Source organism: Streptomyces sp. NPDC093071 (assembly GCF_044754545.1).
GTDB lineage: Bacteria > Actinomycetota > Actinomycetes > Streptomycetales > Streptomycetaceae > Streptomyces.
Genome location: NZ_JBIVPH010000010.1, coordinates 170,832 through 192,569 on the forward strand (window position 1 = coordinate 170,832; position 21,738 = coordinate 192,569).

The window sequence follows — 21,738 nt, forward strand, 5'->3', positions numbered from 1 at the left end:
TCCGCGCTCGGCGGGGGATCATTGGGCGACACGGCACGACAAGCACCTGGTCACTCGGGGGGCCACGATGACCGAGAGTACACAGCGGTTCTTCATCAGTTACGCGGGGCCGGACCGCCCCTGGGCGGAATGGGTGGGCTGGCACCTGGAGCGGGCCGGCCACGAGGTCACGCTCGACGTCTGGGACTGGCGTACCGGTGACGACTTCGTACGCCACATGGACAACGCCCTCGGGACGGTCGACGCCGTCGTGGCCCTCTTCTCCAAGTCCTACTTCGAGCCCGGGCGGTGGACCGAGGAGGAGTGGGCCGCCACGGTCGCCCGCAGGGACCGCATCATTCCTCTCGCTCTCGAACCCATCGCCACCGACGACGTCCCCCCGATCCTGGCACGGAGGCTCCGCAAGGACCTCCACGGACTGGACAAGACCGCCGCCCTGGCGGCCCTCCGGGAGGCGATCGACGGCGGGGCCCGCCCGACCAGCAGCCCGGCCTTTCCCGGCACTCCCGCGTCGGTGGAACCGGCTTCGGCCTCCGACGACACGCAACCCCGGCTGCCGAGCAGCGCGGGCCGGCCCGACGTGTGGAACGTACGCCGACGCAACCCCGACTTCTCCGGGCGCGAGGCCGAGCTCACCCGGCTCCGTGAGGGACTGCTCGCCCCCCGGCAGTCCCTGGTGCAGGTGCTGCACGGGATGGGCGGCATCGGCAAGACCCAGATCGCCCTGGCCTACGCCCACCGCTTCGGCGGCCAGTACGACCTGGTGTGGTGGATCGACGCCGAGCAGGCCGACCAGCTGCCCGTCCACTACACGGAGTTGGCGGACCGCCTCGGCATCGCCAAACCCGACGCGGGCTCCGAGCACAACGCCCGTGCCCTGCTGCAGCACCTGCGCGACCGGCAGCGCTGGCTCCTCATCCTCGACAACGCCGAGGATCCCGGCCAGATCGAGCCCTGGCTTCCCGAAGGGCCCGGCCACGTCCTCATCACCTCGCGCAACCCCGACTGGCAGGGCGTCGCCCACCAGACGGGACTGGACGTCTTCACCCGCTCCGACGCCGTCGCCTACCTCGAACTCCGTATCCCGGGCATCGCCCCCGACCAGGCCGACGCCCTCGCCAAGGACCTCGGCGACCTTCCCCTGGCCCTGGCCCAGGCAGCGGGCGTCGTCGGCAGTGGCATGACCCTCGACCGCTACCGCCGGCTCGTCACCACCAGCACGGCGAGGATCCTGGAGGAGGGCGAAGCCCCGGGCTATCCGGCCACGCTGGCCGCTTCGGTCGACATCGCCACCGACCGACTGGGGGACAGCCACCCCGACGCCCTCGCCCTTCTGCGCCTCGGCGCGTTCTTCGGTCCCGAGCCCATTCCGACCAGTTGGCTGGAGGAGGCGCGTCCCCGGCTGAGCACCATCCCCGGCGATCCGGACGACCTGATGTGGCCGCACACCGCCCTGCAGCCCCTGAGCCGTTACGGGCTCGCCCGGGTGGACCACGAGGCGTTCCAGATCCACCGTCTGACGCAGGCGGTCCTCCGTGACCAGACCGAAGCGGAGCAGGTCCGGATGATCTGCGGCGACGTCGCGGCCGTCCTCGGCGGCGTCGACCCGGGCGACCCCGAAACTCCTGACACCTGGCTCGACTGGGCCGCGCTCGCCTCCCACCTCACAGCTCAGCACGCCCTCCTCTCCGACCGCCCGGAGCTGAGGGTCCTCCTGCTCAGGGCCGTGCTCTTCCTCATTCGAAGCGGCCAGCCACAGAGCGCCCACGGTCTCACGACCTCACTGCGGCGGTCATGGGTCTCCGAACTCGGAGAGGAGCACCCGCACACCCTCACCTGCACGCAGTACCTCGGTCACGCGACCAGCGATCTCGGCGACCTCAAGGGAGCCCTGCCCCTCATTCAGGACACGTTCGCCCGGCGGCAGCGCACGCTCGGGGACGATCACCCCGACACGCTGCATTCCGCCAACGACCTGGCCGTGATCTTGGATTCCATCAGCGTGAACACAGAGGTTCACCTTACGCACGAGGACACTCTGACCCGGCGGCGCCGCGTCCTCGGCGACGACCACCCCGACACCCTCAGTTCCGCCCACAACCTCGCAGCCGTCCTGCGCGCCTTCGGCAAACCGGACGAGGCCCGCCGCATGCACGAAGACACCCTCACCCGGCAGCGCCGCGTCCTCGGCGACGACCACCCCGACACCCTCCGATCCGCCCACGGCCTCGGCATCACACTGCACGATCTAGGCGAACTGGACGAGGCCCACCGCATGCACGAGGACACCCTCGCCCGGCGACGCCGCGTCCTCGGCGACGACCACCCCAACACCCTCCGATCCGCCAACGACCTCGCCAGCGCCCTGCACGACCTGCACAAAACAGACGAGGCCCGCCGCATGCACGAGGACACCCTCACCCGGCAACGCCGCATCCTCGGCAACGACCACCCCGACAGCCTCCAGTCGGCCCACAACCTCGGCATCACCCTGCGCGTCCTGGGCAAACCGGACGAGGCCTGCCGCCTGCAAGAAGACGTCCTCGCCCGGATGCAGCGCACTTTCGGTACCGATCGTCCCGAGACCTTGAAGGTCGCCCACAGCCTGGCCATCACCTTGCACGCCCTCCGGCGTCACCCGGAGGCGATCCGACTGCTCGAAGAGACGCGTGGCCATCTGCGACGCATCCTCGGTGACCAGCACCGCGACACTGTGCAGGTCACCGCGTCGCTCGCCACCGTCCTGACCGAAACGGGGCAGCGTTTCAAGGCCCAGCGGCTGCTCGCCCAGCAGAAGCCGAAGAAGCGCCGCTTCGGCAAGAAGTCCCGGTGACCAGGGGCCGTCAGATCACCGGCGGCCGCCCCAGCCGCGTCATGCGCAGGACTGTGGCCCAGCGGATCGGGACGCGGGGGCCCGCCGGGCGGCGGATGCCCTCGGCGAAGCCGGTGAGCCAGGCGCCGAGGCCGGGGAGGGAGCGGGTGCGGGCGAAGGTGAGGAGGGTCCAGACGCCGAGGTAGACGGGGACCAGGAGGGCCGGGAGGTTGCGCTTGGCCAGCCAGACGCGGTTGCGGGCGGTCATGCGGTGGTAGACGGCGTGCCGGGCCGGGCTGGTCTTCGGGTGCTGGAGGAGGAGCTTCGGCTCGTAGACGACCTTCCAGCCCGCGTCCAGGGCCCGCCAGGCGAGGTCCGTCTCCTCGTGGGTGAAGAAGAAGTCCTCCGGCCAGCCGCCGATCTCGTCGAGCATCCGCATCGACAGGCCGTGGCCGCCGCCGAGGAAGGTGGTCACCTCGCCGCCGCGCATCGGGTCCTTCGCCCCGAGGCGGGGCACGTGGCGGCGCTGGGTCTCGCCGGTCTCGTCCGCGATGCGGAACGAGACCACGCCGAGCGCCGGGTCCCCGTCGTACAGGTCCGCGAGGCGGCGGAAGACGTCCCGGTCGACGAGCAGGCCGTCGTCGTCGAGGTCCACCACCACGTCCACGTCGCCGAAGGCGCGGAGCGTGTCGAGCGCGACGTTCCGGCCGCCCGTCACCCCCCGGTTCTCCGGGAGTTCGACCCCGGTGACGCCCTCGGGCAGCTCCGGGAGCGAGCCCGTGCCGTTGCCGACGACCACGATCCGGGCGGCCGGCTCGTCCTGGGCCGCCACGGCGTCGAGCAGCGCCCGCAGCTCGGCCGGGCGCGTGCCCATCGTCAGTACCGCCACACCGATACGCGGTCGCGCCACGGTCCGCTCCGTTCCTCGCAGGCCAAAGGTCCTCGCAGGCCTCGAAGGCCTTTCGGGCCGCGATGCTAGCCGCCCCGCGCCACCTTCCGTTCACCCGGACCACGGATGTCGTGCACCGCGGGGGCGTTCGGAGGGGGAGCGCGGCGAGGAGCGCGGTCGCGCGGCTCTACGCTGGTTCCCTTCCGTCAGGTTGATCGATCTTCGAAAGGGTGGTCTCCAGGTGCTGGTCGCGGACCGATATCGGCTTCACGTGTGTATCGGCCGGGGCGGCATGGGCGAGGTGTGGCAGGCCACCGACGAGGTCCTCGGCCGGTCCGTGGCCGTGAAGCTGATGCTGGCCAACGCGGCCGACCCCTCCGCGGGCGACCGGTTCCGCCTGGAGGCGCAGACCGCCGCCCGGCTCAGCCACCCGCACGTGGTGGGCGTCTTCGACTTCGGCACCTGGGACGGGAAGCTGTTCCTCGTCATGGAGTTGGTCGAGGGCGACAGCCTCGCCGGAAGCCCCTCCGACCCCCTGGTCCTGCCGCCCGAGCGGGTCGCCGTGGTCGCCGCGCACGCCGCCGCCGGGCTCGCGGCCGCGCACCGGCAGGGCGTGGTGCACCGGGACATCAAGCCGGGGAACCTGCTCATCGACGCCGAAGGGACCGTGAAGCTCGCCGACTTCGGCATCGCCCGCTTCGTCGACGACCCCTCGGCCGCGCTCACGACGACCGGTCAGATCGTGGGCACCGGGCTGTACCTGGCGCCCGAGCGGGCCCTCGGGCAGCCCGCCTCGCCCGCCTCCGACGTGTACTCGCTGGGCTGTGTGCTCTACCAACTGCTCACCGGAAGACCCCCGTTCCGCGCGGACACCGCCACCGCCCTGCTCTACCAGCACATCGACACCCCGCCCGCGCCGCCCGCGCACCTCGGGGTCGCGCTGCCGCCCGAGTTCGAGTCGTACCTGCTGAGCCTGCTGGCGAAGCAGCCCGAGCAGCGGCCCTCCGCGCAGGCCATCGCCGACTGGTTCTCCTCCGGCGCCTGGCGCTCCTACCACCAGGCCCCGCCCGCTCCCGCGCCGCACCGCCCCGCACCCATGCCCCGGCACGTGCCCGCCCCCACCCCGCCGCCGACGACCGTGCCCGCCGCGCCCGCCTCCCGGCGGCGCGAGCGCCCGGCCCCCGGCGGCGGGCTCGCGGAGCTCTCCCGGCGCCGCCCGCGCAAGACGGCCGCCGTGGCCGGGGCCATCGCCTTCGTGGTCTTCCTGATCATCGGGATGGCCTGGCTCTCCTGACGCCCGCGGCACGGTCACGGCACGCCCGCGGCACGGTCACGGACGGTTCAGTACGGCCTCGGCGCCATCACCAGCGGATCCCCCTCGTCCGCCGGGATCAGCAGGCAGCGCGGTACGCCGGGGCCCGCGGTCGCCCGTACGGTCACCGTCGTCGGAGGGTCGGTCAGCAGCTCGACCGGGAGCGCGACCTGCCGTTCGCGCCCGATCACGACCCGGGCGGTCTCCTTGCCGTCGACGAGGACGTCGACGGCCGCCGAGTGGCCCGTCTCCACGGTCACGGAGACCGAGTGCCCGAGGTGGTCGATGTGGAAGTGGTGCCGTCGTCTCATGGGTCACCTCCGTACCTCCCAGAGTAGGTACGGCCCGGCTCTCCCGCCCCTCCCCGCTCCCCCGCCCCGGCGTGCGGGCGCGGGGGCCCGATGGTCAGATGGACCGGTACGAACCGCCACGGACCGACACGGACCCTCACGTACCGGTACGGCGAGCGGCGCCCGCGCGGAACGGAGCACCCCGCCCATGAGCGACACCCTCCCCTCGTTCGAGGACACGACGGACTTCGAGAACGCCGACCGGGGCTTCCTCGCCGCCCTCGTCCCCGGCACGGTCACGGACGCCGGCGGGCGGACGGTCTGGGACGGCGACGCCTACGCGTTCCTGGAGGCGGACTGCCCCGACACCGCCCACCCCAGCCTCTGGCGCCAGTCGCGGCTCTGCGCCCGGCAGGGGCTCTACGAGGTCACCGAGGGCGTCTACCAGGTGCGGGGCCTCGACCTGTCGAACATGACGCTCGTCGAGGGCGAGCGCGGGGTCGTCGTCATCGACCCGCTGATCTCCACGGAGACCGCCGCCGCGGCCCTCGCGCTCTACCGGGAGCACCGCGGCGACCGCCCGGTCACCGGCCTGATCTACACCCACTCGCACGGCGACCACTTCGGCGGGGCCCGGGGCGTCCTGCCGCGCGGCACCGAGGAGGGCGTGCCGGTCCTCGCCCCGGCCGGCTTCCTGGAGCACGCCGTCAGCGAGAACGTGTACGCGGGCAACGCCATGACCCGCCGGGCGGCCTACATGTACGGATCGAACCTGCCGAAGGCGCCGGACGCCCAGATCGGCGCCGGGCTCGGCCCGACCATGTCCACCGGCACCATCAGCCTGATCCCGCCGACCGTGGACATCACCGGGACCGGCCAGGAGGAGACGGTCGACGGCGTGCGGATCGTCTTCCAGCTCACGCCGGGCACCGAGGCCCCGGCCGAGATGAACTTCCTCTTCCCCGACCTCCGCGCCCTGTGCCTGGCCGAGAACGCCACGCACAACCTGCACAACGTCCTGACCCTGCGCGGCGCGGTCGTCCGCGACGCCCGGGTCTGGGCCGCGTACCTCGACGAGGCGATCGAGTACTTCCACGGGCGGTACGACGTCGCCTTCGCCTCCCACCACTGGCCCACCTGGGGCCACGACGAGGTGGTGCGGTTCCTGACCGAGCAGCGCGACCTCTACGCGTACCTGCACGACCAGACGCTGCGGATGCTCAACGAGGGCCTCACCGCGCCGGAGATCGCCGAGCTGCTCGAACCGCCGCCGGCGCTCGCCCGCGCCTGGCACGCGCGCGGGTACTACGGCTCCCTGCACCACAACGCGAAGGCGGTCTACCAGCGCTACCTGGGCTGGTTCGACGGCAACGTGGCCCACCTCTGGGAGCACCCGCCGGTCGAACTCGCCAAGCGGTACGTGGCGGTGGCGGGCGGGCCCGCCGAGGCCCTCGCCAAGGCACGCGCGTACGTGGCGGAGGGCGACCTGCGGTTCGCCGCGACCCTCCTGAACCACCTGGTCTTCGCCACCGCGCCGGAGGTCCCCGTGGGCGAGGAGCGCCCGGCGAGCGCGGTCCACGAGGAGGCCAGGGAGACGCTCGCCGGGGTCTACGACCGGCTGGGGTACGGCTCCGAGAACGGCCCCTGGCGCAACTTCTACCTCACCTCGGCGCAGGAGCTGCGGAACGGGGTCAGTGGCGAGACGGTCGACATGACGAACCCCGAGATGGCGATGGCCCTCACCGTCCCGATGCTGATCGACTCGATCGCCGTCGCGATCGACGGGCCGCGCGCCTGGAACGACGACCTGACGCTCGACCTGGTCCTGACGGACGACCCGGAGGGCGGTCGGCGGCGGCTCACCCTGCACAACGGGGCCCTCACCCACCGGGCGGTCACCGACCCCCGGACGCCCGCCGGGCTCACCCTGACCCTGTCCAAGCAGCAACTGCTCGGCCTGCTCGCCGGGGAGGGGCCCGGGGAGCTCGGGGTCGGGGTGGAGGGCGACCCCGCCCTGCTCGCCCGCCTCCTCTCGTACGTGACGAAGCCCGACCCGCTCTTCCCGATCGTCACCCCGTGAAACCCCTTCCCGGCGCCGGAGACGCATAGGGCTCTCGGGTCTCCTGGGCCTCCTGGGCCTCCTAGGCCTCCTAGGGCTCCTCCGCGAGGGCGAACAGGCCCAGGCTCGCGCCCTCTTCACGCGCCCGGCGCAGCTCCTCCTCGCCGAGCGTCTCCCGCAGGGCCCGCTCGCTGCGCTTCCGTGCCGTCAGGCCGGAGGCCGCCGGGCGGTACTCCTCGCCGAAGACGGAGGTCCTCAGCACGTCCACGGCGCCCAGGAGGTGGGCGGCGGAGACGGGCCGTCCGGTCGCGATCCGCAACTCCGCGAGGAGTTCGGCCGCGCAGGACGCCCCGGCCGCCGAGCCGAGCGTCAGATGGCCCCGGAGCGCCCTCCGGGCGTGCTCGGCGGCCCTCCCCCGCTCCCCGTCCCAGGCGAGGAGCTCGGCACGCGCGTGGTGCGCCCAGGCGTCGGCCCACAGGTCCCGTCCGGCCCAGGCCCGCCGCCCCGCCCGTTCGAGCGGCAGCCGGTCCAGGGCCTCCTGCGCCGCCTCCGGGTCGGTGCGGGCGAGGGCGAGGGCGAGCCCGGCCCAGGCCGGTTCGCGGCCGGGACCGAAGTCCGGGGGCTCCGCCGTCAGGGCCAGCGCCTCGCGGAACTCGGCCGCCGCCGCGCGCGTGCGCCCCTGGTGGAGGGCGGTGGAGCCGCGCAGCTGGGCGAGCAGGCCCAGGCAGCGGTCGTCGCCGTCCCGTACGGCCGCCGCCCAGGCCCGGGCCAGCAGCGGGTCGGCGTCCTCGGGGCGGCCCGCCTCCAGCTCCAGGTGGGCGGCGAGCCACAGGGCGCGGGCGGGCGGCGGCCCGGGGTGCAGGGCGAGGGCGTGCCGCAGCCGGGTCCGGCCCTCGGCGACCCGGCCGCAGGCCACCCACAGGAACCACAGGGAGACCGCGATCTCGACGGCCGTGCCCGCCTCGGCGCTCGGGGAGAGCGGCGCGGTGGTGGGGTCCATGGCGGCGGCCAGGTCCGGGAGTTCCCGCAGGGCGAGGTCGCGGGCGTCGAGCTGCCGGCCGCTCTGCCACCGGTCGGCGGCCCGGCGGGCGAGCCCGGCGCACCACCGGCGGTGATGCAGGACGACGGCCCAGCGGTCGCCGCGTTCGGTGAGCCTGCGGGCGCCCACCGCGCGCATGGGGAGCGGCATCCAGTAGCGGGGCACGTCCTCCTCGCCGTCGAACAGGTCGTCGACGGGCAGAAGCGCGAGGGGGGCGAGCCGGTCGAGGACCTCCCCGACCCGGGACGAGGGGAGGGTGCCGGAGGCGCACACCTCGCGGACGGCGTCCCGGCCGAAGGCGCCCTCGAAGACGGAGAGCCGCTCCCACAGGAGCCGCTCGTCGGGGTCGCAGCGGGCGTATCCGCCCTCGGCGGCGGCGAGCTGACCGGCGGTCACCGGCTCGCCCCACAGCAGCTCGGTCTCCGGGGTCCCGCCGGGCCCGGCGCACTCGACGCCTCCGGCGCCCTCCGTGTCCCCCGCGCTTCCCGCGCCCCCGCCGCTCCCCGTAACCCCGGCGCTTCCCGTGTCCCCGAGGCTTCCGGCGCTCCGGAGGCCCCTGAGGTGTCCGATGTGCCGGACGTGTCCGGTCGTGTCGGCGGCCGGATCGCCGGCCGGGCGACCGGACGGGCGTCCGTTCCCCCGCGAGTGCCTCGTCATCCCCACCCTTCCCTGGTGTACGCGCGCGTGGGATGTGGTGCCCCGGACCGTCGCGTCCGCGGGCCGTTCCACGGGCCGTGCCCGCGCGCCGTGTCCGCGCGTTGTGCCCGACGTCATGGCGAAGGCCGCCGTCGCGGGCTTGAATGCACGTGCCCCGGTGCACATCCTGGGGCTCCTCGGAACCCGGAGGCGGGGTTTTCCGGGGATCGGCCAAGGAGGCACATGGATACCGGGGAATCCGTCCTGGGAGAGGCGGATCTGGCGCTGATCCACGCGCTGCAGATGGCTCCGCGCGCCAGCTGGACGCAGCTCTCGGCCGTCCTGGAGGCGAGCCCCGACACCCTCGCCCGGCGCTGGGAGCACCTCAGCGGCAAGGGTTACGCCTGGAGTTCGCTGCTGGCCGCCCGGCACGGCAAGGAGGCCACCCTGTACGCGTGGGTGGAGCTGGAGTGCGTCGCCGGGGCCATCGAGGCCACCGCGGGCGAGCTCGCGGAGGACCCCTGCACCCTCGGCGTCCACCAGGTGACCGGCGACGCCGACCTGGTGCTGCTCGTCGCCTCCCCCGACCTCTACGCCCTCGACGCCTACCTGGCCGGCCGGGTGCGACGGCTGCCGGGGGTGCTCCGGTGCCGCGCGCAGGTCGTCACGCGGCTGCACAACCGCCCGTACCGGTCGCGGATCGACCAGCTCACCCCCGGGCAGATCCAGCTGCTCACGGAGCTGACGGGCGGGGAGCGGCGGAGCCGGGTCCACGCGCGCGCGTACCCGCACGTGACCGAACTGGACCGGCGGATCGTCGCGGAGCTGGCGGGGGACGCCCGCCGCAGCGCCGCCGAGCTCGCCCGGCAGTGCGGCACGAGCGAGTCGACGGTACGGCGCAGGCTGGACGTCCTGGCGACGGCCGGCGCCTTCCACCACCACTGCCTGCCCGCGCCGCGGTTCTCCGGGCGTCCGGTGTGGGCGCTGGTCACGGCGGACATCCCGCCCGTCGAGGTGCCGGAGACGGTCGCCGCGCTCGGCCGGCTGCGCCAGGCCCGGCTGGTCACCTCGGTCACCGGGCCGCACAACCTGGCGCTCGCGATGTGGCTCCGTACCGTCGACGAGCTGCACGAGGTGACGGCGGCGCTCGTCCGGGCCGCGCCGGCGCTGCGGATCACGGGCACCTCGCTCTCGCTGCGCACGCACAAGATCGGGGCGCAGGTCCTCGGCCCGGACGGTCGGCGGACGCACCACGTGCGCCCGGGGGACACGCTCCGGGAAGGGAGCTGAGGACCGGTCTCAGGCGGGGCGGGACGCCTTGACCGAGTACATCAGGGGGACGCGGGGGCGGTCCGCCGGGAAGCGGTAGTAGCCGTCCTCGTGCCGCTGGAGCGTGCCGTAGCGGGGGAAGAGCGAGACGTCGTGCTCGTGCAGGAAGTCGATCCGCAGGCCCGTCCGCGCGAGCGCCGTGACGACCTCGCCGACCGGGTGCACCCACTCCACGCTGCGGTTGTGGACGGTGGGGGCGTCGAGGTCGGCGTACGTGCCCGGGGTGGTGTCCACCCACGGGTCGCGGACGAAGTAGTCGTGCACGATCCGGCTGCCGGTCTCGTCGTCGAGCGAGTCGGTCAGCGGGTGGAACTCGGCCAGGTAGAGGAAGCCGCCGGGGGCGACGAGCGAGGCGGCGGTCTCCGCCCAGCGCTCGACGTCGGGCAGCCAGCACAGCGCCCCGCCGCCGGTGTAGACGACGTCGTACGAGTCGTCGGGGACGGCCCCGGCCGCGTCGTACACGTCGGCGGCGACGAACGCGGCCCGCTCCTGCGCGAGGCCGAGGTCGGCGGCGAGCGAGCGGGCGGTCTCGACGGCCGGTTCGGAGAAGTCCAGGCCGACGACGTGGGCGGCGCCCTGCCGGGCCCAGGAGAGGGTGTCCAGGCCGATGTGGCACTGGAGGTGGAGGAGGGTGCGCCCGGTGACGTCCCCGACCTCCGCCAGCTCGAAGTCCCGCAGGGCGTTCTTGCCCGCGCGGAAGGCGTCGAGGTCGTAGAAGGAACCGGCCGCGTGGAGGGGGACGCGTTCGTCCCAGCGCGCGCGGTTGGCCTCGCGCCAGTCCTCGGGGGTCGGAGAGTACATGTCGGCGAGGTTATCCACAGGCTGCGGAGCACGCGACCCGATTGTCCGCCGCCCGGAGCATGATGGGTGCCATGACCGAGAGCGAGAACGCCGAGAGCACCGAGAACCCCGCACGCCCCGAGAACCCCGCACGTCCCGAGAGCGCCGACGCGCCCGTCTGGGAGCGGCGCTTCCGCGCGCCCCGCGTCTCCCTGCCCGACTGGGCCGAGGAGGCGCCGGACCGCTCGCTGTTCGTGTCGAACGCGACGGGGACGTACGAGCTGTACGCGTGGGACCGGGCGACCGGGGAGCAGCGGCAGGTCACGGACCGGCCGAACGGGACGACGGACGGGACGCTGTCCCCGGACGGCGACTGGATCTGGTGGTTCGCGGACACCGACGGGGACGAGTTCGGGGTGTGGATGCGGCAGCCGTTCGCGGGCGGCGCGGACGAGCCGGCCGTGCCGGACCTGGCCCCCTCCTATCCGGCCGGGCTCGCCATCGGCCGGGAGGGCACGCTCGTGGTGGGCCGTTCCACGGACGAGGACGGCTCGACGGTCCATCTCGTACGGCCCGGGGCCGGCGCCCCGGTCGAGATCTACCGGCACCGGGAGTCGGCCGGGGTCGGCGACCTGTCGTACGACGGCTCGCTGGTCGCGATCGAGCACACCGAGCACGGGGACGCGATGCACTCGGCGCTGCGGGTGCTGCGCGCCTCGGACGGGAGCGTGGTCGCGGAGCTCGACGACACCAAGGACGGCACGGAGGAGCTGGGCCTCACGGTCCTGGGCTTCGCCCCGGCCGCCGGGGACACCCGGCTGCTCGTCGGCCACCAGCGGCGGGGGCGCTGGGAGCCGATGCTCTGGGACGTGGCGACGGGCGCCGAGACGGATCTGCGGCTCGACCTGCCGGGCGACGTGTCGGCGGAGTGGTACCCGGACGGCTCGGGCCTGCTGATCGTGCACGGCTTCGAGGCCCGCAGCGAGCTGTGGCGGTACGAGATCGCCACCGGGGCCCTGGTGCGGGTGGAGACCCCGGCCGGTTCGGTGTCGGACGCGACGGCCCGTCCTGACGGCTCCGTGGAGTACCTGTGGTCCTCGGCCGCCGAGCCGCCGGTGGTGCGCTCCACGGACGGCGGGGTCGTCCTGGACCCGCCCGGCCCGAAGGCGCCGCCGTCGCTGCCGGTGGAGGACGTGTGGGTGGAGGGGCCCGGCGGCAGGGTCCACGCGCTGGTGCAGCGCCCGGCGGAGGGCGAGGGCCCGTTCCCGACGGTCTTCGAGGTGCACGGCGGTCCGGCCTGGCACGACAGCGACGCCTTCGCGTCGGGCCCGGCGGCCTGGCTGGACCACGGGTACGCGGTGGTGCGGGTCAACTACCGGGGTTCGACGGGGTACGGCCGGGAGTGGACGGACGCGCTGAAGCACCGGGTGGGCCTGATCGAGCTGGAGGACGTCGACGCGGTCCGGAGGTGGGCGGTGGCGAGCGGGCTCGCGGACCCGGAGCGGCTGGTCCTCTCCGGCGGCTCGTGGGGTGGCTATCTGACGCTCCTGGGCCTGGGCACCCAGCCGGACGTCTGGGCGGTCGGTCTGGCGGCGGTCCCGGTCGCGGACTACGTGACGGCGTACGAGGACGAGATGGAGGCTCTGAAGGCGCTGGACCGCACGCTCCTGGGCGGCTCGCCCGAGGAGGTGCCCGAGCGGTACGCGGCCTCGTCGCCGCTGACGTACGTGGACGCGGTGAAGGCGCCGGTGCACATCTCGGCCGGGGTCAACGACCCGCGCTGCCCGATCCGGCAGATCGACAACTACGTCGACCGGCTGGCGGCCCGGGGCGCGGTCCACGAGGTGTACCGGTACGACGCGGGCCACGGCTCCCTGGTGGTGGAGGAGCGGATCAAGCAGGTCGCCCTGGACCTGGCGTTCGCCGCGAAGCACCTGGGGACCCGGGCGACGGGGGGCTGAGCGGCCTTGCGTACCGTGGGGGGCGTGTACCGGTTCCTGAGAACTCCCCGCTGGTGGGGGATCAACCTCTTCGTCCTCCTGGCGATCCCGTTCTGCGTCTTCATGGGGACCTGGCAGCTCGGGAAGTTCGAGGACCGCGTCGACACCCACCAGGAGGCGGAGCGGCGGCCCGCGCCGAGCACGGCGGCGGCCGAGCCGCTGGACTCGCTGCTCCCGGTGGACAAGGAGACGTCGGGCCGCACGGCCGAGGCGCGCGGCCGGTTCGGGGACCAGTTCCTCGTGCCGGGCCGCGAGCTGGACGGCCGGAGCGGTGCGTACGTCCTGACGCTGCTGCGGACGGACGGCGGCCGGTCGCTGCCGGTGGTCCGGGGCTGGCTCCCCGAGGGCGCCCCGGCGCCCGCCCCGCCGTCCGGCGAGGTCACGGTGGTGGGCGCGCTCCAGGCCTCGGAGAACCAGGGGTCGAAGGGCGTCCGCGCGGCGGGCGGCCTGCCCGAGGGACAGCTCGGCATGATCAGCGCGGCGTCCCTGGTGAACGTGGTGACGGACGACGTCTACGACGCCTGGATCACCCTCGCGGACTCCCCCGCCGGCCTCACGCCGGTCCCGGCGGCGGCGGCCGCGGGCACGGGCCTCGACGCGAAGGCCTTCCAGAACCTGGGCTACACGGCGGAGTGGTTCGTCTTCGCCGGCTTCGTGCTCTTCATGTGGTTCCGCCTGGTGCGGCGCGAGGCGGAGGCCTCCCGGGACGAGGCGCTGGGTCTGTCGGGCGCGTGAGGCCCGCGGGGCGCGTGAAGGCCGTGAAGGTCGCGGGACCATGAAGCGCATGGGGCTGTGAAGCCCGTGAAGCCCGCAGGGCCGTGAAGCCCGCAGGGCCGTGAAGCCCGCAGGGCCGTGAAGGTCGCGGGGCCGTGAAGCCCGTGAAGCCCGCAGGGCGCGTGACAACCGTAGAGCTCGTGAAGGCCCCGGGGCACGTAAGGCCTGCGGCCCTGGAGCGCACGCACGACCCGTAGTCCCGTAGTCCCGGAGGCCGCGCAAGGCCCGTGGCCCCGCAGAAGGCGTGAGAGCCCCGGCCCCGGAATCCGGGGCCGGGGTGTGCTCCTGGGATCAGGAGCCGAGGAGGCCGGTGCGGTAGACGGTGCCGGAGCAGGCGTCGGGGATGACCGCCGACAGCGAGGGGCCGCCGGGCTCCGCGGTGTGGCTGACCACGACGCTTCCGTCCGCCGGGCCGTCCGCCAGGAGCAGCTGGGCCGCCGGGCCGCCCTCGGCACCCGGGACCGGTTCCGGGCTGCCGCCGGAGCCGCCGGAGCCCGGACCGCCGCTGGGGTCGGGGTTGGTCGTGGGCTCGGTCGGAGTGGGCGTCGGGGGCGGTGTGGTCGGCGGCTCGACGGGCGTGGTCGGCGTCGGGGTGGGCGTGGTGCCGGTCGTCGGACAGGTCTCGCTCGGCACCCAGACGAACTTCACCTCGTAGGAGCCGTTCGGCTTCAGGACGAGCCGGGCGGACTCCTGCGAGGCGCCGGGCAGCCCGTCGCCCGAGGTGTGCCGGACCACCGAGATGCGTCCGGGGTCGGCCGCCCCCCGGGCCTCGAAGCCGACGACGCCCGCGCCGTCCACGACGCAGGAGGTGCCGGAGACGTTGACGACGCGGAAGCTGCCGTACACCTTGCCCTCGGCGTCGGGGCCGCCGGCCTGCGCGCCGCCGGAGCCGAGCTGGCCGGACGTGCAGCGGCCGACGCCGGAGCCGACCCCCTCCGTGTCTCCCGAGGCCTCGCCGGAGGCCCCGGCGCCCGGTCCCTCCGGCTTGCCGGAGGAGCCGTCGGCCCCGCCCTCCTCGCCGTCCCGGCTCGGGGAGACGCTGCTCGCGGGGGTCTTGGAGCTCTGGCCGCCCTCGACGCCGGTCTCGGTGCCGGTGCCGCCCTGGGCCTCCTCGCCGTGGCCGGCGTTCACGGGGCTGGCGGTGGTGGTCCCCTCCGAGGAGGCGACGTGCACGAAGGCCGGGACGGCCGTGCCGATGAGAACCGCGGCGGCCGCGGCGCCCACGACGGCCTGCCGCTTGCGGGCGCGCCGGGCGGGCACGGCCCGGCGCAGGTGCTCCAGCGAACCGGCGGAGGGCTCCAGCCCTCCCACGGCGCCCTGCAGCATCCGCCGCAGCGCCAGCTCCTCGTCCCCGTCTCCGTCGCCGGGCCCGGGCTCGATGTTCACCATGCGCTGTCCACTCAGATCGTCGCGTTCGTCTCGGGCACGGGCCTCGGGGCCCCCGGTGACCCTACGGTCCCCGGCGCCCGGCCCGTCTCCCTCGGATCCCCCGTGGTCGTCGGCGCGCGTTCCGCGCCCCCCCGCGTCCCCGGACGAGTCCCCGGAGCCCTCCGCGGTCCCGGGCCCCCCGGCACCGGTCCCGCGTTCCTCGGGTTCCCCGTGGTCCTCCGCGCGGTCCTCGGCGCCCGTCCCGTGGTCGTCGGGTGCGCCGTGGTCACGGCCCTCCGGGCGCACGCCCTCCTCCGGGGCGGTCCCGTCCTCGGGAGTCCCGCCCCGCTCGCCGCGCGCCCCGCTCACGACGTCGCCCCCATCGCGACGCGCAGGGCGGCCATGCCCCGCGAGCCGTACGCCTTCACCGAACCCAGGGATATCCCCAGCGTCTCGGCGACCTGGACCTCGGTCATGTCCGCGAAGTACCGCAGGACGAGGACCTCGCGCTGGCGCCGCTGGAGCCCGCGCATCGCCTTGATCAGGTCCTCGCGCTCCAGCTGGTCGTACGCCCCCTCCTCCGCGCTGGCCATGTCCGGCATCGGCTTCGAGAGGAGCTTGAGGCCGAGGATGCGGCGGCGCAGCGCGGACCGGGAGAGGTTCACGACGGTCTGGCGCAGGTAGGCGAGCGTCTTCTCCGGCTCACGGACCCGCTTGCGGGCCGAGTGGACGCGGATGAACGCCTCCTGGACCACGTCCTCGCAGGAGGCCGTGTCGTCGAGGAGCAGCGCGGCCAGCCCGAGCAGCGACCGGTAGTGGGCGCGGTAGGTCTCGGTGAGGTGGTCGACGGTGGTGCCGACGGCCGGAGCCCCCTCGTCGCTCGTGCGGGGCGCGGGAATGCCGTTCACCCGGGTGGACCGGGAACCGGTGGTCACGGGGGCGATCACCGGCATTCCGCCGGGAGCCCGCGGGCGCCGGAACGGGGCGACGACGGAGCCGCGTACGGAGCCGGCGACGCCGCTCCGTACGGGGAGCAACGCCGTGCCCGCGCCGCGCAGCGGGGCGATGGTCGCGATGTCGAGTACCTCTGCCACGCCTGTTGGACACGCCTGCCCCCGGCAGGGTTGTACGCGCTCGCCGTCCTTTTCGACGGCGGGTTGTTCGTCCTCATGCGTACCTGTTCTCCCCCGATGCCCCGCTTTCACAGCGCGCCCGGCGCCACACGCCCACGGGTGTCCGCAGAGACGCGCCCCACCCAACTACCGGTTGCAGCAAGGGGGAAATGCATCGTCGTCCAGGAGATCATCCCAGTTCAAGGGGTATCTGACGCCGAATTGCTCACAGGTCGTTCACAGATCACACAAATCCATGACACACGGCTCCCCCGGACGGACGGCCGCGAGGCCGCCGTCCGGGGGAGCCGGGAAACCGGGGGACCGGCGAAACCGGGGAACCGGGGGAACCGGGGAACCGGGCGGGGTCAGCGCCCGGTGCCGCCGTAGACCACGGCCTCGTCCGAGTCGCTGTCCAGGCCGAAGGCGGTGTGGACGGCGCGCACGGCCTCGTTGACGTCGTCGGCGCGGGTGACGACCGAGATGCGGATCTCGGAGGTCGAGATCAGCTCGATGTTCACGCCCGCGTCGGAGAGCGCGCGGAAGAAGTCCGCGGTGACGCCCGGGTTGGTCTTCATGCCGGCGCCGACCAGGGAGATCTTGCCGATCTGGTCGTCGTAGCGCAGCGAGTCGAAGCCGATCGCGCCCTTCGCCTTCTCCAGGGCGTCGATGGCCTTGCGGCCCTCGGCCTTGGGGAGGGTGAAGGAGATGTCCGTGAGGCCGGTGGAGGCGGCGGACACGTTCTGGACGATCATGTCGATGTTGATCTCGGCGTCCGCGACGGCCCGGAAGATGGCCGCGGCCTCGCCCGGCTTGTCCGGCACGCCGACGACGGTGATCTTCGCCTCGGAGGTGTCGTGGGCGACACCCGAGATGATGGCCTGCTCCACCTTCTGGGCTCCTTGCGGTTCGTTGCTGACCCACGTGCCCTGGAGTCCGGAGAAGGACGAGCGGACGTGGATCGGGATGTTGTAGCGGCGCGCGTACTCGACGCAGCGGTGCAGCAGCACCTTGGAGCCGGAGGCGGCGAGCTCCAGCATGTCCTCGAAGGAGATCCAGTCGATCTTCTTCGCCTTCTTCACCACGCGCGGGTCGGCGGTGAAGACGCCGTCCACGTCGGTGTAGATCTCGCAGACCTCGGCGTCGAGGGCGGCGGCGAGCGCGACGGCGGTGGTGTCGGAGCCGCCGCGGCCCAGGGTGGTGATGTCCTTCTTGTCCTGGGACACGCCCTGGAAGCCGGCGACAATGGCGATGTTGCCCTCGTCGAGGGCGGTGCGGATCCGGCCCGGCGTGACATCGATGATGCGCGCCTTGTTGTGGACCGAGTCGGTGATGACACCGGCCTGGCTGCCGGTGAACGACTGGGCCTCGTGGCCCAGGTTTTTGATCGCCATGGCCAGCAGGGCCATGGAGATCCGCTCCCCGGCGGTCAGCAGCATGTCGAACTCTCGCCCGGAAGGAATCGGGGATACCTGTCCGGCGAGATCGATCAGCTCGTCCGTCGTGTCGCCCATCGCGGAAACCACGACGACCACCTGGTGGCCGTTCTTCTTGGCGTCCACGATCCGCTTGGCGACGCGCTTGATGCCTTCGGCATCGGCAACGGAGGAGCCTCCGTACTTCTGCACGACAAGGCCCACGTGCGCTCCTCGCTCAGTCTGTGCCGCAGCCGGCGCTGCGATCGGCTCAGTCTAACGAGGGACTCGAAAACGCCTACGAGGTATCGCATGGTGAGACGCCCGGCTCACCCCGTGATCACGAGACCGAAATGTCCCGGATGACCCCAGCGGGCGCACGGACCCCGGCACCCGGACGGGCCCGGCTCCCCGGCCGCCCCGGCGCTCAGCTCTTCAGCGAGCGCAGCCCCAGCGGCCCCGCGATCTCCTGGATCATCACCCGGCCCGCCTCCTCGGCGAGGTCGTCCTCGGTCAGGTCCTCGTCCGTGTCCAGGCCGTCCAGGGCCGCGAGCGGCTGGTCGAGGCGGACGTGGGCGACGAGGGACTGGAGGGCGCGGAGGGTGGCCGAGGCGGTCGGGCCCCAGTTGGAGAAGTACGAGAACTGCCACCACCACAGGGCCTCGCTGGTCCGGCCCGCCCGGTAGTGGGCCAGTCCGTGGCTCAGGTCGGCGACGATGTCCGCCAGGTTGTCCGAGATCCGGGCCGGGACCGGCGCCTTGCGCGGCTCGTACGGGTCGAAGACCTCGGAGAAGACGTCGACCGGGTCCAGGAGCGCGGCGAACCGCTCGCGCAGGTCGTCCGCGTCGAGCTCCGGACCGGTGTCCGTCTCGTAGCGCTCGTCCGGGACGATGTCCTCGTGCGCGCCGAGCCGGCCGCCCGCCAGGAGCAGCTGGGAGACCTCCAGGAGCAGGAAGGGCACCGTGCTGTCCGGCTCGTCGCCCTTGGCCACCTCGGTGGTCGCGACGATGAAGCTCTCGATGGAGTCGGCGATCTGGACCGCGAAGTCGTCGGGGTCCTGCGTGACGGAGTGCAAGGTGGGGTCAGACATGGAACTGCCTTCCTCGGAGCACCCACACGTGGGCTGGGTCGTCATACATCCAGCAGCCTCCGGCCCTCGAAGGCGCGGCCCAGGGTCACCTCGTCCGCGTACTCCAGGTCGCCGCCGACCGGGAGGCCGCTCGCGAGCCGGGTGACCCGCAGGCCCATGGGCTTGATCATCCGCGCCAGGTACGTCGCGGTGGCCTCGCCCTCCAGATTCGGATCGGTCGCGAGGATCAGCTCGGTGATCGTGCCGTCCGCGAGCCGCGCGAGCAGCTCGCGGATGCGCAGGTCGTCCGGGCCGACGCCCTCGATGGGGCTGATCGCGCCGCCGAGGACGTGGTAGCGGCCGCGGAACTCCCGCGTCCGCTCGATCGCCACGACGTCCTTGGGCTCCTCGACCACACAGATGACGGTCGTGTCCCGGCGCGGGTCCCGGCAGATGTTGCACTGCTCCTGCTGTGCCACGTTGCCGCAGACCGCGCAGAACCTGACCTTCTCCTTGACCTCCAGGAGCGCGTGCGCGAGCCGCCGGACGTCCGTCGGCTCCGCCTGGAGGACGTGGAAGGCGATCCGCTGCGCGCTCTTGGGACCGACGCCGGGCAGCCTGCCCAGTTCGTCGATGAGGTCCTGAACCACGCCTTCGTACAACGGAACGCCCTTCTCGGGTGTGCTTGATTCTTACGGTAGTGGCTGGGGCCGGACCTTAGAACCCCAACGGAAGCGGTGCTGTGGACGGGCCCCGGCGGGGAGTCTCAGAAGCCGAGGCCCGGCATGCCGCCCATGCCCTGCGCCAGCGGGCCCAGCTTGGCCTGCTGGAGCTGCTGCGCGTTGTCGTTGGCGGCCTGCACGGCGGCGACGATCAGGTCGGCCAGCGTCTCGGTGTCCTCCGGGTCGACCGCCTCGGGGGCGATCACCAGGCCGCGCAGCTCGCCGGAGCCGGTCACGGTCGCCCTGACCAGGCCGCCGCCCGCCTGACCGTCGACCTCGGTCGCGGCGAGCTCCTCCTGCGCCCGGGCGAGGTCCTGCTGCATCTTCTGGGCCTGCTGGAGAAGCTGCTGCATGTTGGGCTGGCCACCACCGGGAATCACGGTCACTCCTGAGGGTCGGTGCGTCGGGTCGGTCCGTCCGGTCCATATGTCCGGCTCGGTACGCCGAGCCTACGTGGTCCCCGCCCACCCTGCCTCCATCACTCTTTCGGGTGAGAAACTGCGGGCTCCTCTACCTGATCAACACCCACTTGCGGGCGGAAATCCTGGGATTCCGGGCCCATCGCCCTCCATTCGGCGGTAGGAAGGGCAGGCACCACGTGCACCGCACGCCACAGAAGGACACGAGCGACACGAGCGCCGCACCGAGCGGAGGCGCTGAGCTGAACAGAGGAGTCCCCCGGTGAGCCAGCAGCCGGAGATGCAGCCGCCGGGGCACCCCGGGGGAGACGTCCACCCCGATCCGACCGGCCGTGTTCCGGACGGCCGCGACCTGACCGGCAGGCCCTTCCCCCTGGGGGACTGGGGCGAGCCGGCCGAGCGGCTCGACGAGCTGTACCGCTGGGTGGAGGGCAATGCCCTGCGCACCGCCGAGTGGTACCTCGCGGACCGGGTCTGGAAGCGCCGCGCCGCCCGGCTCCTGCGGATCGGTACCGCCGTCGGGGTGATCGCGGGCGCCGCGCTGCCGCTGCTCGACCTGACCGGGGTCGCGGCGGGCACGGCCGGCTGGGGCTACCTCTCGCTGCTGCTCGGCGCCGCCTGCCTGGCCTGCGACCGGTACTTCGGGGTGACGTCGGGCTGGATAAGGGACGTGGCGACGGCCCAGGCGGTGCAGCGGCGACTCCAGGCGCTCCAGTTCGACTGGGCCTCGGAGAGCGTCCGGGAGGTCCTGGGGCCCACGGAGGGCACCGCCAGCGAGGCGGCCGAGCGCTGTCTGGGCGTGCTGCGCCGCTTCTCGGAGGACGTGACGGAGCTGGTACGGGCGGAGACCGCCGACTGGATGGTCGAGTTCCGCTCGGGCCCCGCGCCGCTGGCCCTCCAGTCGGTCGGCGTGCTGCCGTCCCGGCCCGAGAGCGTGCAGTCGGCGGGCGGCCGCTTCCCGCTGCCGCCGGGCACCCGGCCGAACATGCCGCGCCAGCGGCCCCCGGAGACCCGCTGAGGCCTCCCGGGGGCGCGGGGCACGGCGTCCGGGCTCAGCTCAGGATGATCATCGAGCCCTGGGCCAGGCTCCGGGTCGCCGCCGCGTGCAGCCCCAGCCACACGTGCCGCTCCCGGGCGAAGGGCCCCTGGTCGTACGGGGAGGGGCCGACGGCCGGCTCCTCCAGGGCGGTCGGCCGCTCCGGCGGCAGCGGGGCGGCCGGCGGGTTGGCCGGGTCGATGCCGATCGAGGGCGCCACGAACTCCAGCTCCCGCAGCAGCCCGTGCGAGGAGCCGAGCGGCCCGCCGCCCTCCAGGAGCTCGTCGCTGGCGAGCGGCGCCGGGAAGTCGACCGGCACGTACGCGCCCGCGTGGTCGTAGTGCCAGACCAGGTGCGACCGCTGCGCGGTCGGCTCGAACATCTCCAGGAGCTGTTCGTAGTCCCCGCCCAGCTCGCCGACCGGTTCGACCGGGAGCCCGTGCACCTGGAGCAGGTAGGCGCGGCGCAGGAAGTGCAGGGCCTCGTAGTCGAAGCCGGCGACCGGGGCGACGTCGCCGGAGAGCCCCGGCATGTACGCGTAGACGGGCACGGTCGGCAGGCCCGAGGCGCTGAGGACGGCGTCGTAGGCGGCGATCTCTTGGGCGAAGGGGTTGTCGGGGCTGTGGCACAGCACGTCGACGAGGGGGACCAGCCACAGGTCACAGGCCAAGGGAGGC

The 21,738-nt window shown here is 73.5% G+C and carries 18 protein-coding genes; 7 read left to right on the forward strand and 11 right to left on the reverse strand.

Annotated elements, in window-relative coordinates:
* Window positions 1-67: 67 nt before the first annotated feature.
* Window positions 68-2,833 carry an FxSxx-COOH system tetratricopeptide repeat protein gene (gene fxsT, locus ACIQD7_RS28870; RefSeq protein ID WP_402445379.1) on the forward strand — a complete coding sequence of 922 codons (2,766 nt, stop codon included), beginning with the start codon at window positions 68-70 and terminating at the stop codon, window positions 2,831-2,833.
* 10 nt (window positions 2,834-2,843) lie between these two features.
* Here fxsT and ACIQD7_RS28875 read toward each other — a convergent pair whose 3' ends face one another.
* Complete coding sequence (locus ACIQD7_RS28875) at window positions 2,844-3,722, reverse strand: glycosyltransferase family 2 protein (protein ID WP_402445380.1); 879 nt, start codon at window positions 3,720-3,722, stop codon at window positions 2,844-2,846.
* Window positions 3,723-3,942: 220 nt separating this feature from the next.
* Here ACIQD7_RS28875 and ACIQD7_RS28880 point away from each other — a divergent pair, with 220 nt between their 5' ends.
* Complete coding sequence (locus ACIQD7_RS28880) at window positions 3,943-4,995, forward strand: serine/threonine-protein kinase (RefSeq protein ID WP_402445382.1); 1,053 nt, start codon at window positions 3,943-3,945, stop codon at window positions 4,993-4,995.
* A gap of 47 nt (window positions 4,996-5,042) precedes the next feature.
* On the opposite strand, the gene ACIQD7_RS28885 is transcribed toward ACIQD7_RS28880, so the two are convergent.
* The gene (locus ACIQD7_RS28885; protein WP_402445384.1) at window positions 5,043-5,324 is read right to left on the reverse strand and encodes a hypothetical protein; all 282 of its coding nucleotides are present in this window, start codon (window positions 5,322-5,324) and stop codon (window positions 5,043-5,045) included.
* 187 nt (window positions 5,325-5,511) lie between these two features.
* Between ACIQD7_RS28885 and ACIQD7_RS28890 the strand changes: the two genes are divergently transcribed.
* A complete protein-coding gene (locus ACIQD7_RS28890; RefSeq protein WP_402445385.1) occupies window positions 5,512-7,383 on the forward strand; it encodes an alkyl/aryl-sulfatase in 1,872 nt (623 codons plus the stop codon).
* A gap of 70 nt (window positions 7,384-7,453) precedes the next feature.
* Here the strand turns inward: ACIQD7_RS28890 and ACIQD7_RS28895 are convergent, their stop codons facing one another.
* Window positions 7,454-9,058: a tetratricopeptide repeat protein gene (locus ACIQD7_RS28895; RefSeq protein ID WP_402445387.1), complete on the reverse strand. Its 1,605-nt coding sequence runs from the start codon at window positions 9,056-9,058 to the stop codon at window positions 7,454-7,456.
* A 222-nt stretch (window positions 9,059-9,280) separates the two neighbouring features.
* Here ACIQD7_RS28895 and ACIQD7_RS28900 point away from each other — a divergent pair, with 222 nt between their 5' ends.
* Entirely contained in the window at window positions 9,281-10,327 is a 1,047-nt protein-coding gene (locus ACIQD7_RS28900) for an Lrp/AsnC family transcriptional regulator (protein ID WP_121829774.1), read from the forward strand.
* A 9-nt stretch (window positions 10,328-10,336) separates the two neighbouring features.
* Here ACIQD7_RS28900 and ACIQD7_RS28905 read toward each other — a convergent pair whose 3' ends face one another.
* Window positions 10,337-11,167 carry a class I SAM-dependent methyltransferase gene (locus tag ACIQD7_RS28905; protein WP_383410182.1) on the reverse strand — a complete coding sequence of 277 codons (831 nt, stop codon included), beginning with the start codon at window positions 11,165-11,167 and terminating at the stop codon, window positions 10,337-10,339.
* 62 nt (window positions 11,168-11,229) lie between these two features.
* On the opposite strand from ACIQD7_RS28905, the gene ACIQD7_RS28910 reads away from it, so the two are divergent.
* Entirely contained in the window at window positions 11,230-13,107 is a 1,878-nt protein-coding gene (locus ACIQD7_RS28910) for a prolyl oligopeptidase family serine peptidase (RefSeq protein ID WP_402445450.1), read from the forward strand.
* 24 nt (window positions 13,108-13,131) lie between these two features.
* Complete coding sequence (locus tag ACIQD7_RS28915; protein WP_390755656.1) at window positions 13,132-13,881, forward strand: SURF1 family protein; 750 nt, start codon at window positions 13,132-13,134, stop codon at window positions 13,879-13,881.
* 330 nt (window positions 13,882-14,211) lie between these two features.
* Here the strand turns inward: ACIQD7_RS28915 and ACIQD7_RS28920 are convergent, their stop codons facing one another.
* The 6 genes from ACIQD7_RS28920 to ACIQD7_RS28945 all read right to left on the reverse strand — a co-directional run bounded on the left by ACIQD7_RS28920 (window position 14,212) and on the right by ACIQD7_RS28945 (window position 19,986).
* Window positions 14,212-15,309: a hypothetical protein gene (locus tag ACIQD7_RS28920; protein WP_402445389.1), complete on the reverse strand. Its 1,098-nt coding sequence runs from the start codon at window positions 15,307-15,309 to the stop codon at window positions 14,212-14,214.
* 344 nt (window positions 15,310-15,653) lie between these two features.
* Window positions 15,654-16,382, reverse strand: a complete 729-nt coding sequence (locus tag ACIQD7_RS28925) for a SigE family RNA polymerase sigma factor (protein ID WP_121829778.1) — start codon at window positions 16,380-16,382, stop codon at window positions 15,654-15,656.
* Window positions 16,383-16,768: 386 nt separating this feature from the next.
* On the reverse strand, window positions 16,769-18,040 hold the full coding sequence (locus tag ACIQD7_RS28930; protein ID WP_121829779.1) for an aspartate kinase: 1,272 nt from the start codon (window positions 18,038-18,040) through the stop codon (window positions 16,769-16,771).
* Window positions 18,041-18,242: 202 nt separating this feature from the next.
* Complete coding sequence (locus tag ACIQD7_RS28935; RefSeq protein ID WP_402445390.1) at window positions 18,243-18,905, reverse strand: DUF5063 domain-containing protein; 663 nt, start codon at window positions 18,903-18,905, stop codon at window positions 18,243-18,245.
* Between the two features lie 41 nt (window positions 18,906-18,946).
* On the reverse strand, window positions 18,947-19,546 hold the full coding sequence (gene recR / locus ACIQD7_RS28940; RefSeq protein ID WP_121829781.1) for a recombination mediator RecR: 600 nt from the start codon (window positions 19,544-19,546) through the stop codon (window positions 18,947-18,949).
* A 104-nt stretch (window positions 19,547-19,650) separates the two neighbouring features.
* The gene (locus ACIQD7_RS28945) at window positions 19,651-19,986 is read right to left on the reverse strand and encodes a YbaB/EbfC family nucleoid-associated protein (protein WP_121829782.1); all 336 of its coding nucleotides are present in this window, start codon (window positions 19,984-19,986) and stop codon (window positions 19,651-19,653) included.
* A gap of 319 nt (window positions 19,987-20,305) precedes the next feature.
* Here ACIQD7_RS28945 and ACIQD7_RS28950 point away from each other — a divergent pair, with 319 nt between their 5' ends.
* Window positions 20,306-21,043 carry an SLATT domain-containing protein gene (locus ACIQD7_RS28950; RefSeq protein ID WP_202527012.1) on the forward strand — a complete coding sequence of 246 codons (738 nt, stop codon included), beginning with the start codon at window positions 20,306-20,308 and terminating at the stop codon, window positions 21,041-21,043.
* 34 nt (window positions 21,044-21,077) lie between these two features.
* On the opposite strand, the gene ACIQD7_RS28955 is transcribed toward ACIQD7_RS28950, so the two are convergent.
* Entirely contained in the window at window positions 21,078-21,731 is a 654-nt protein-coding gene (locus ACIQD7_RS28955; RefSeq protein WP_402445392.1) for a hypothetical protein, read from the reverse strand.
* Between the last annotated feature and the right edge of the window lie 7 nt (window positions 21,732-21,738).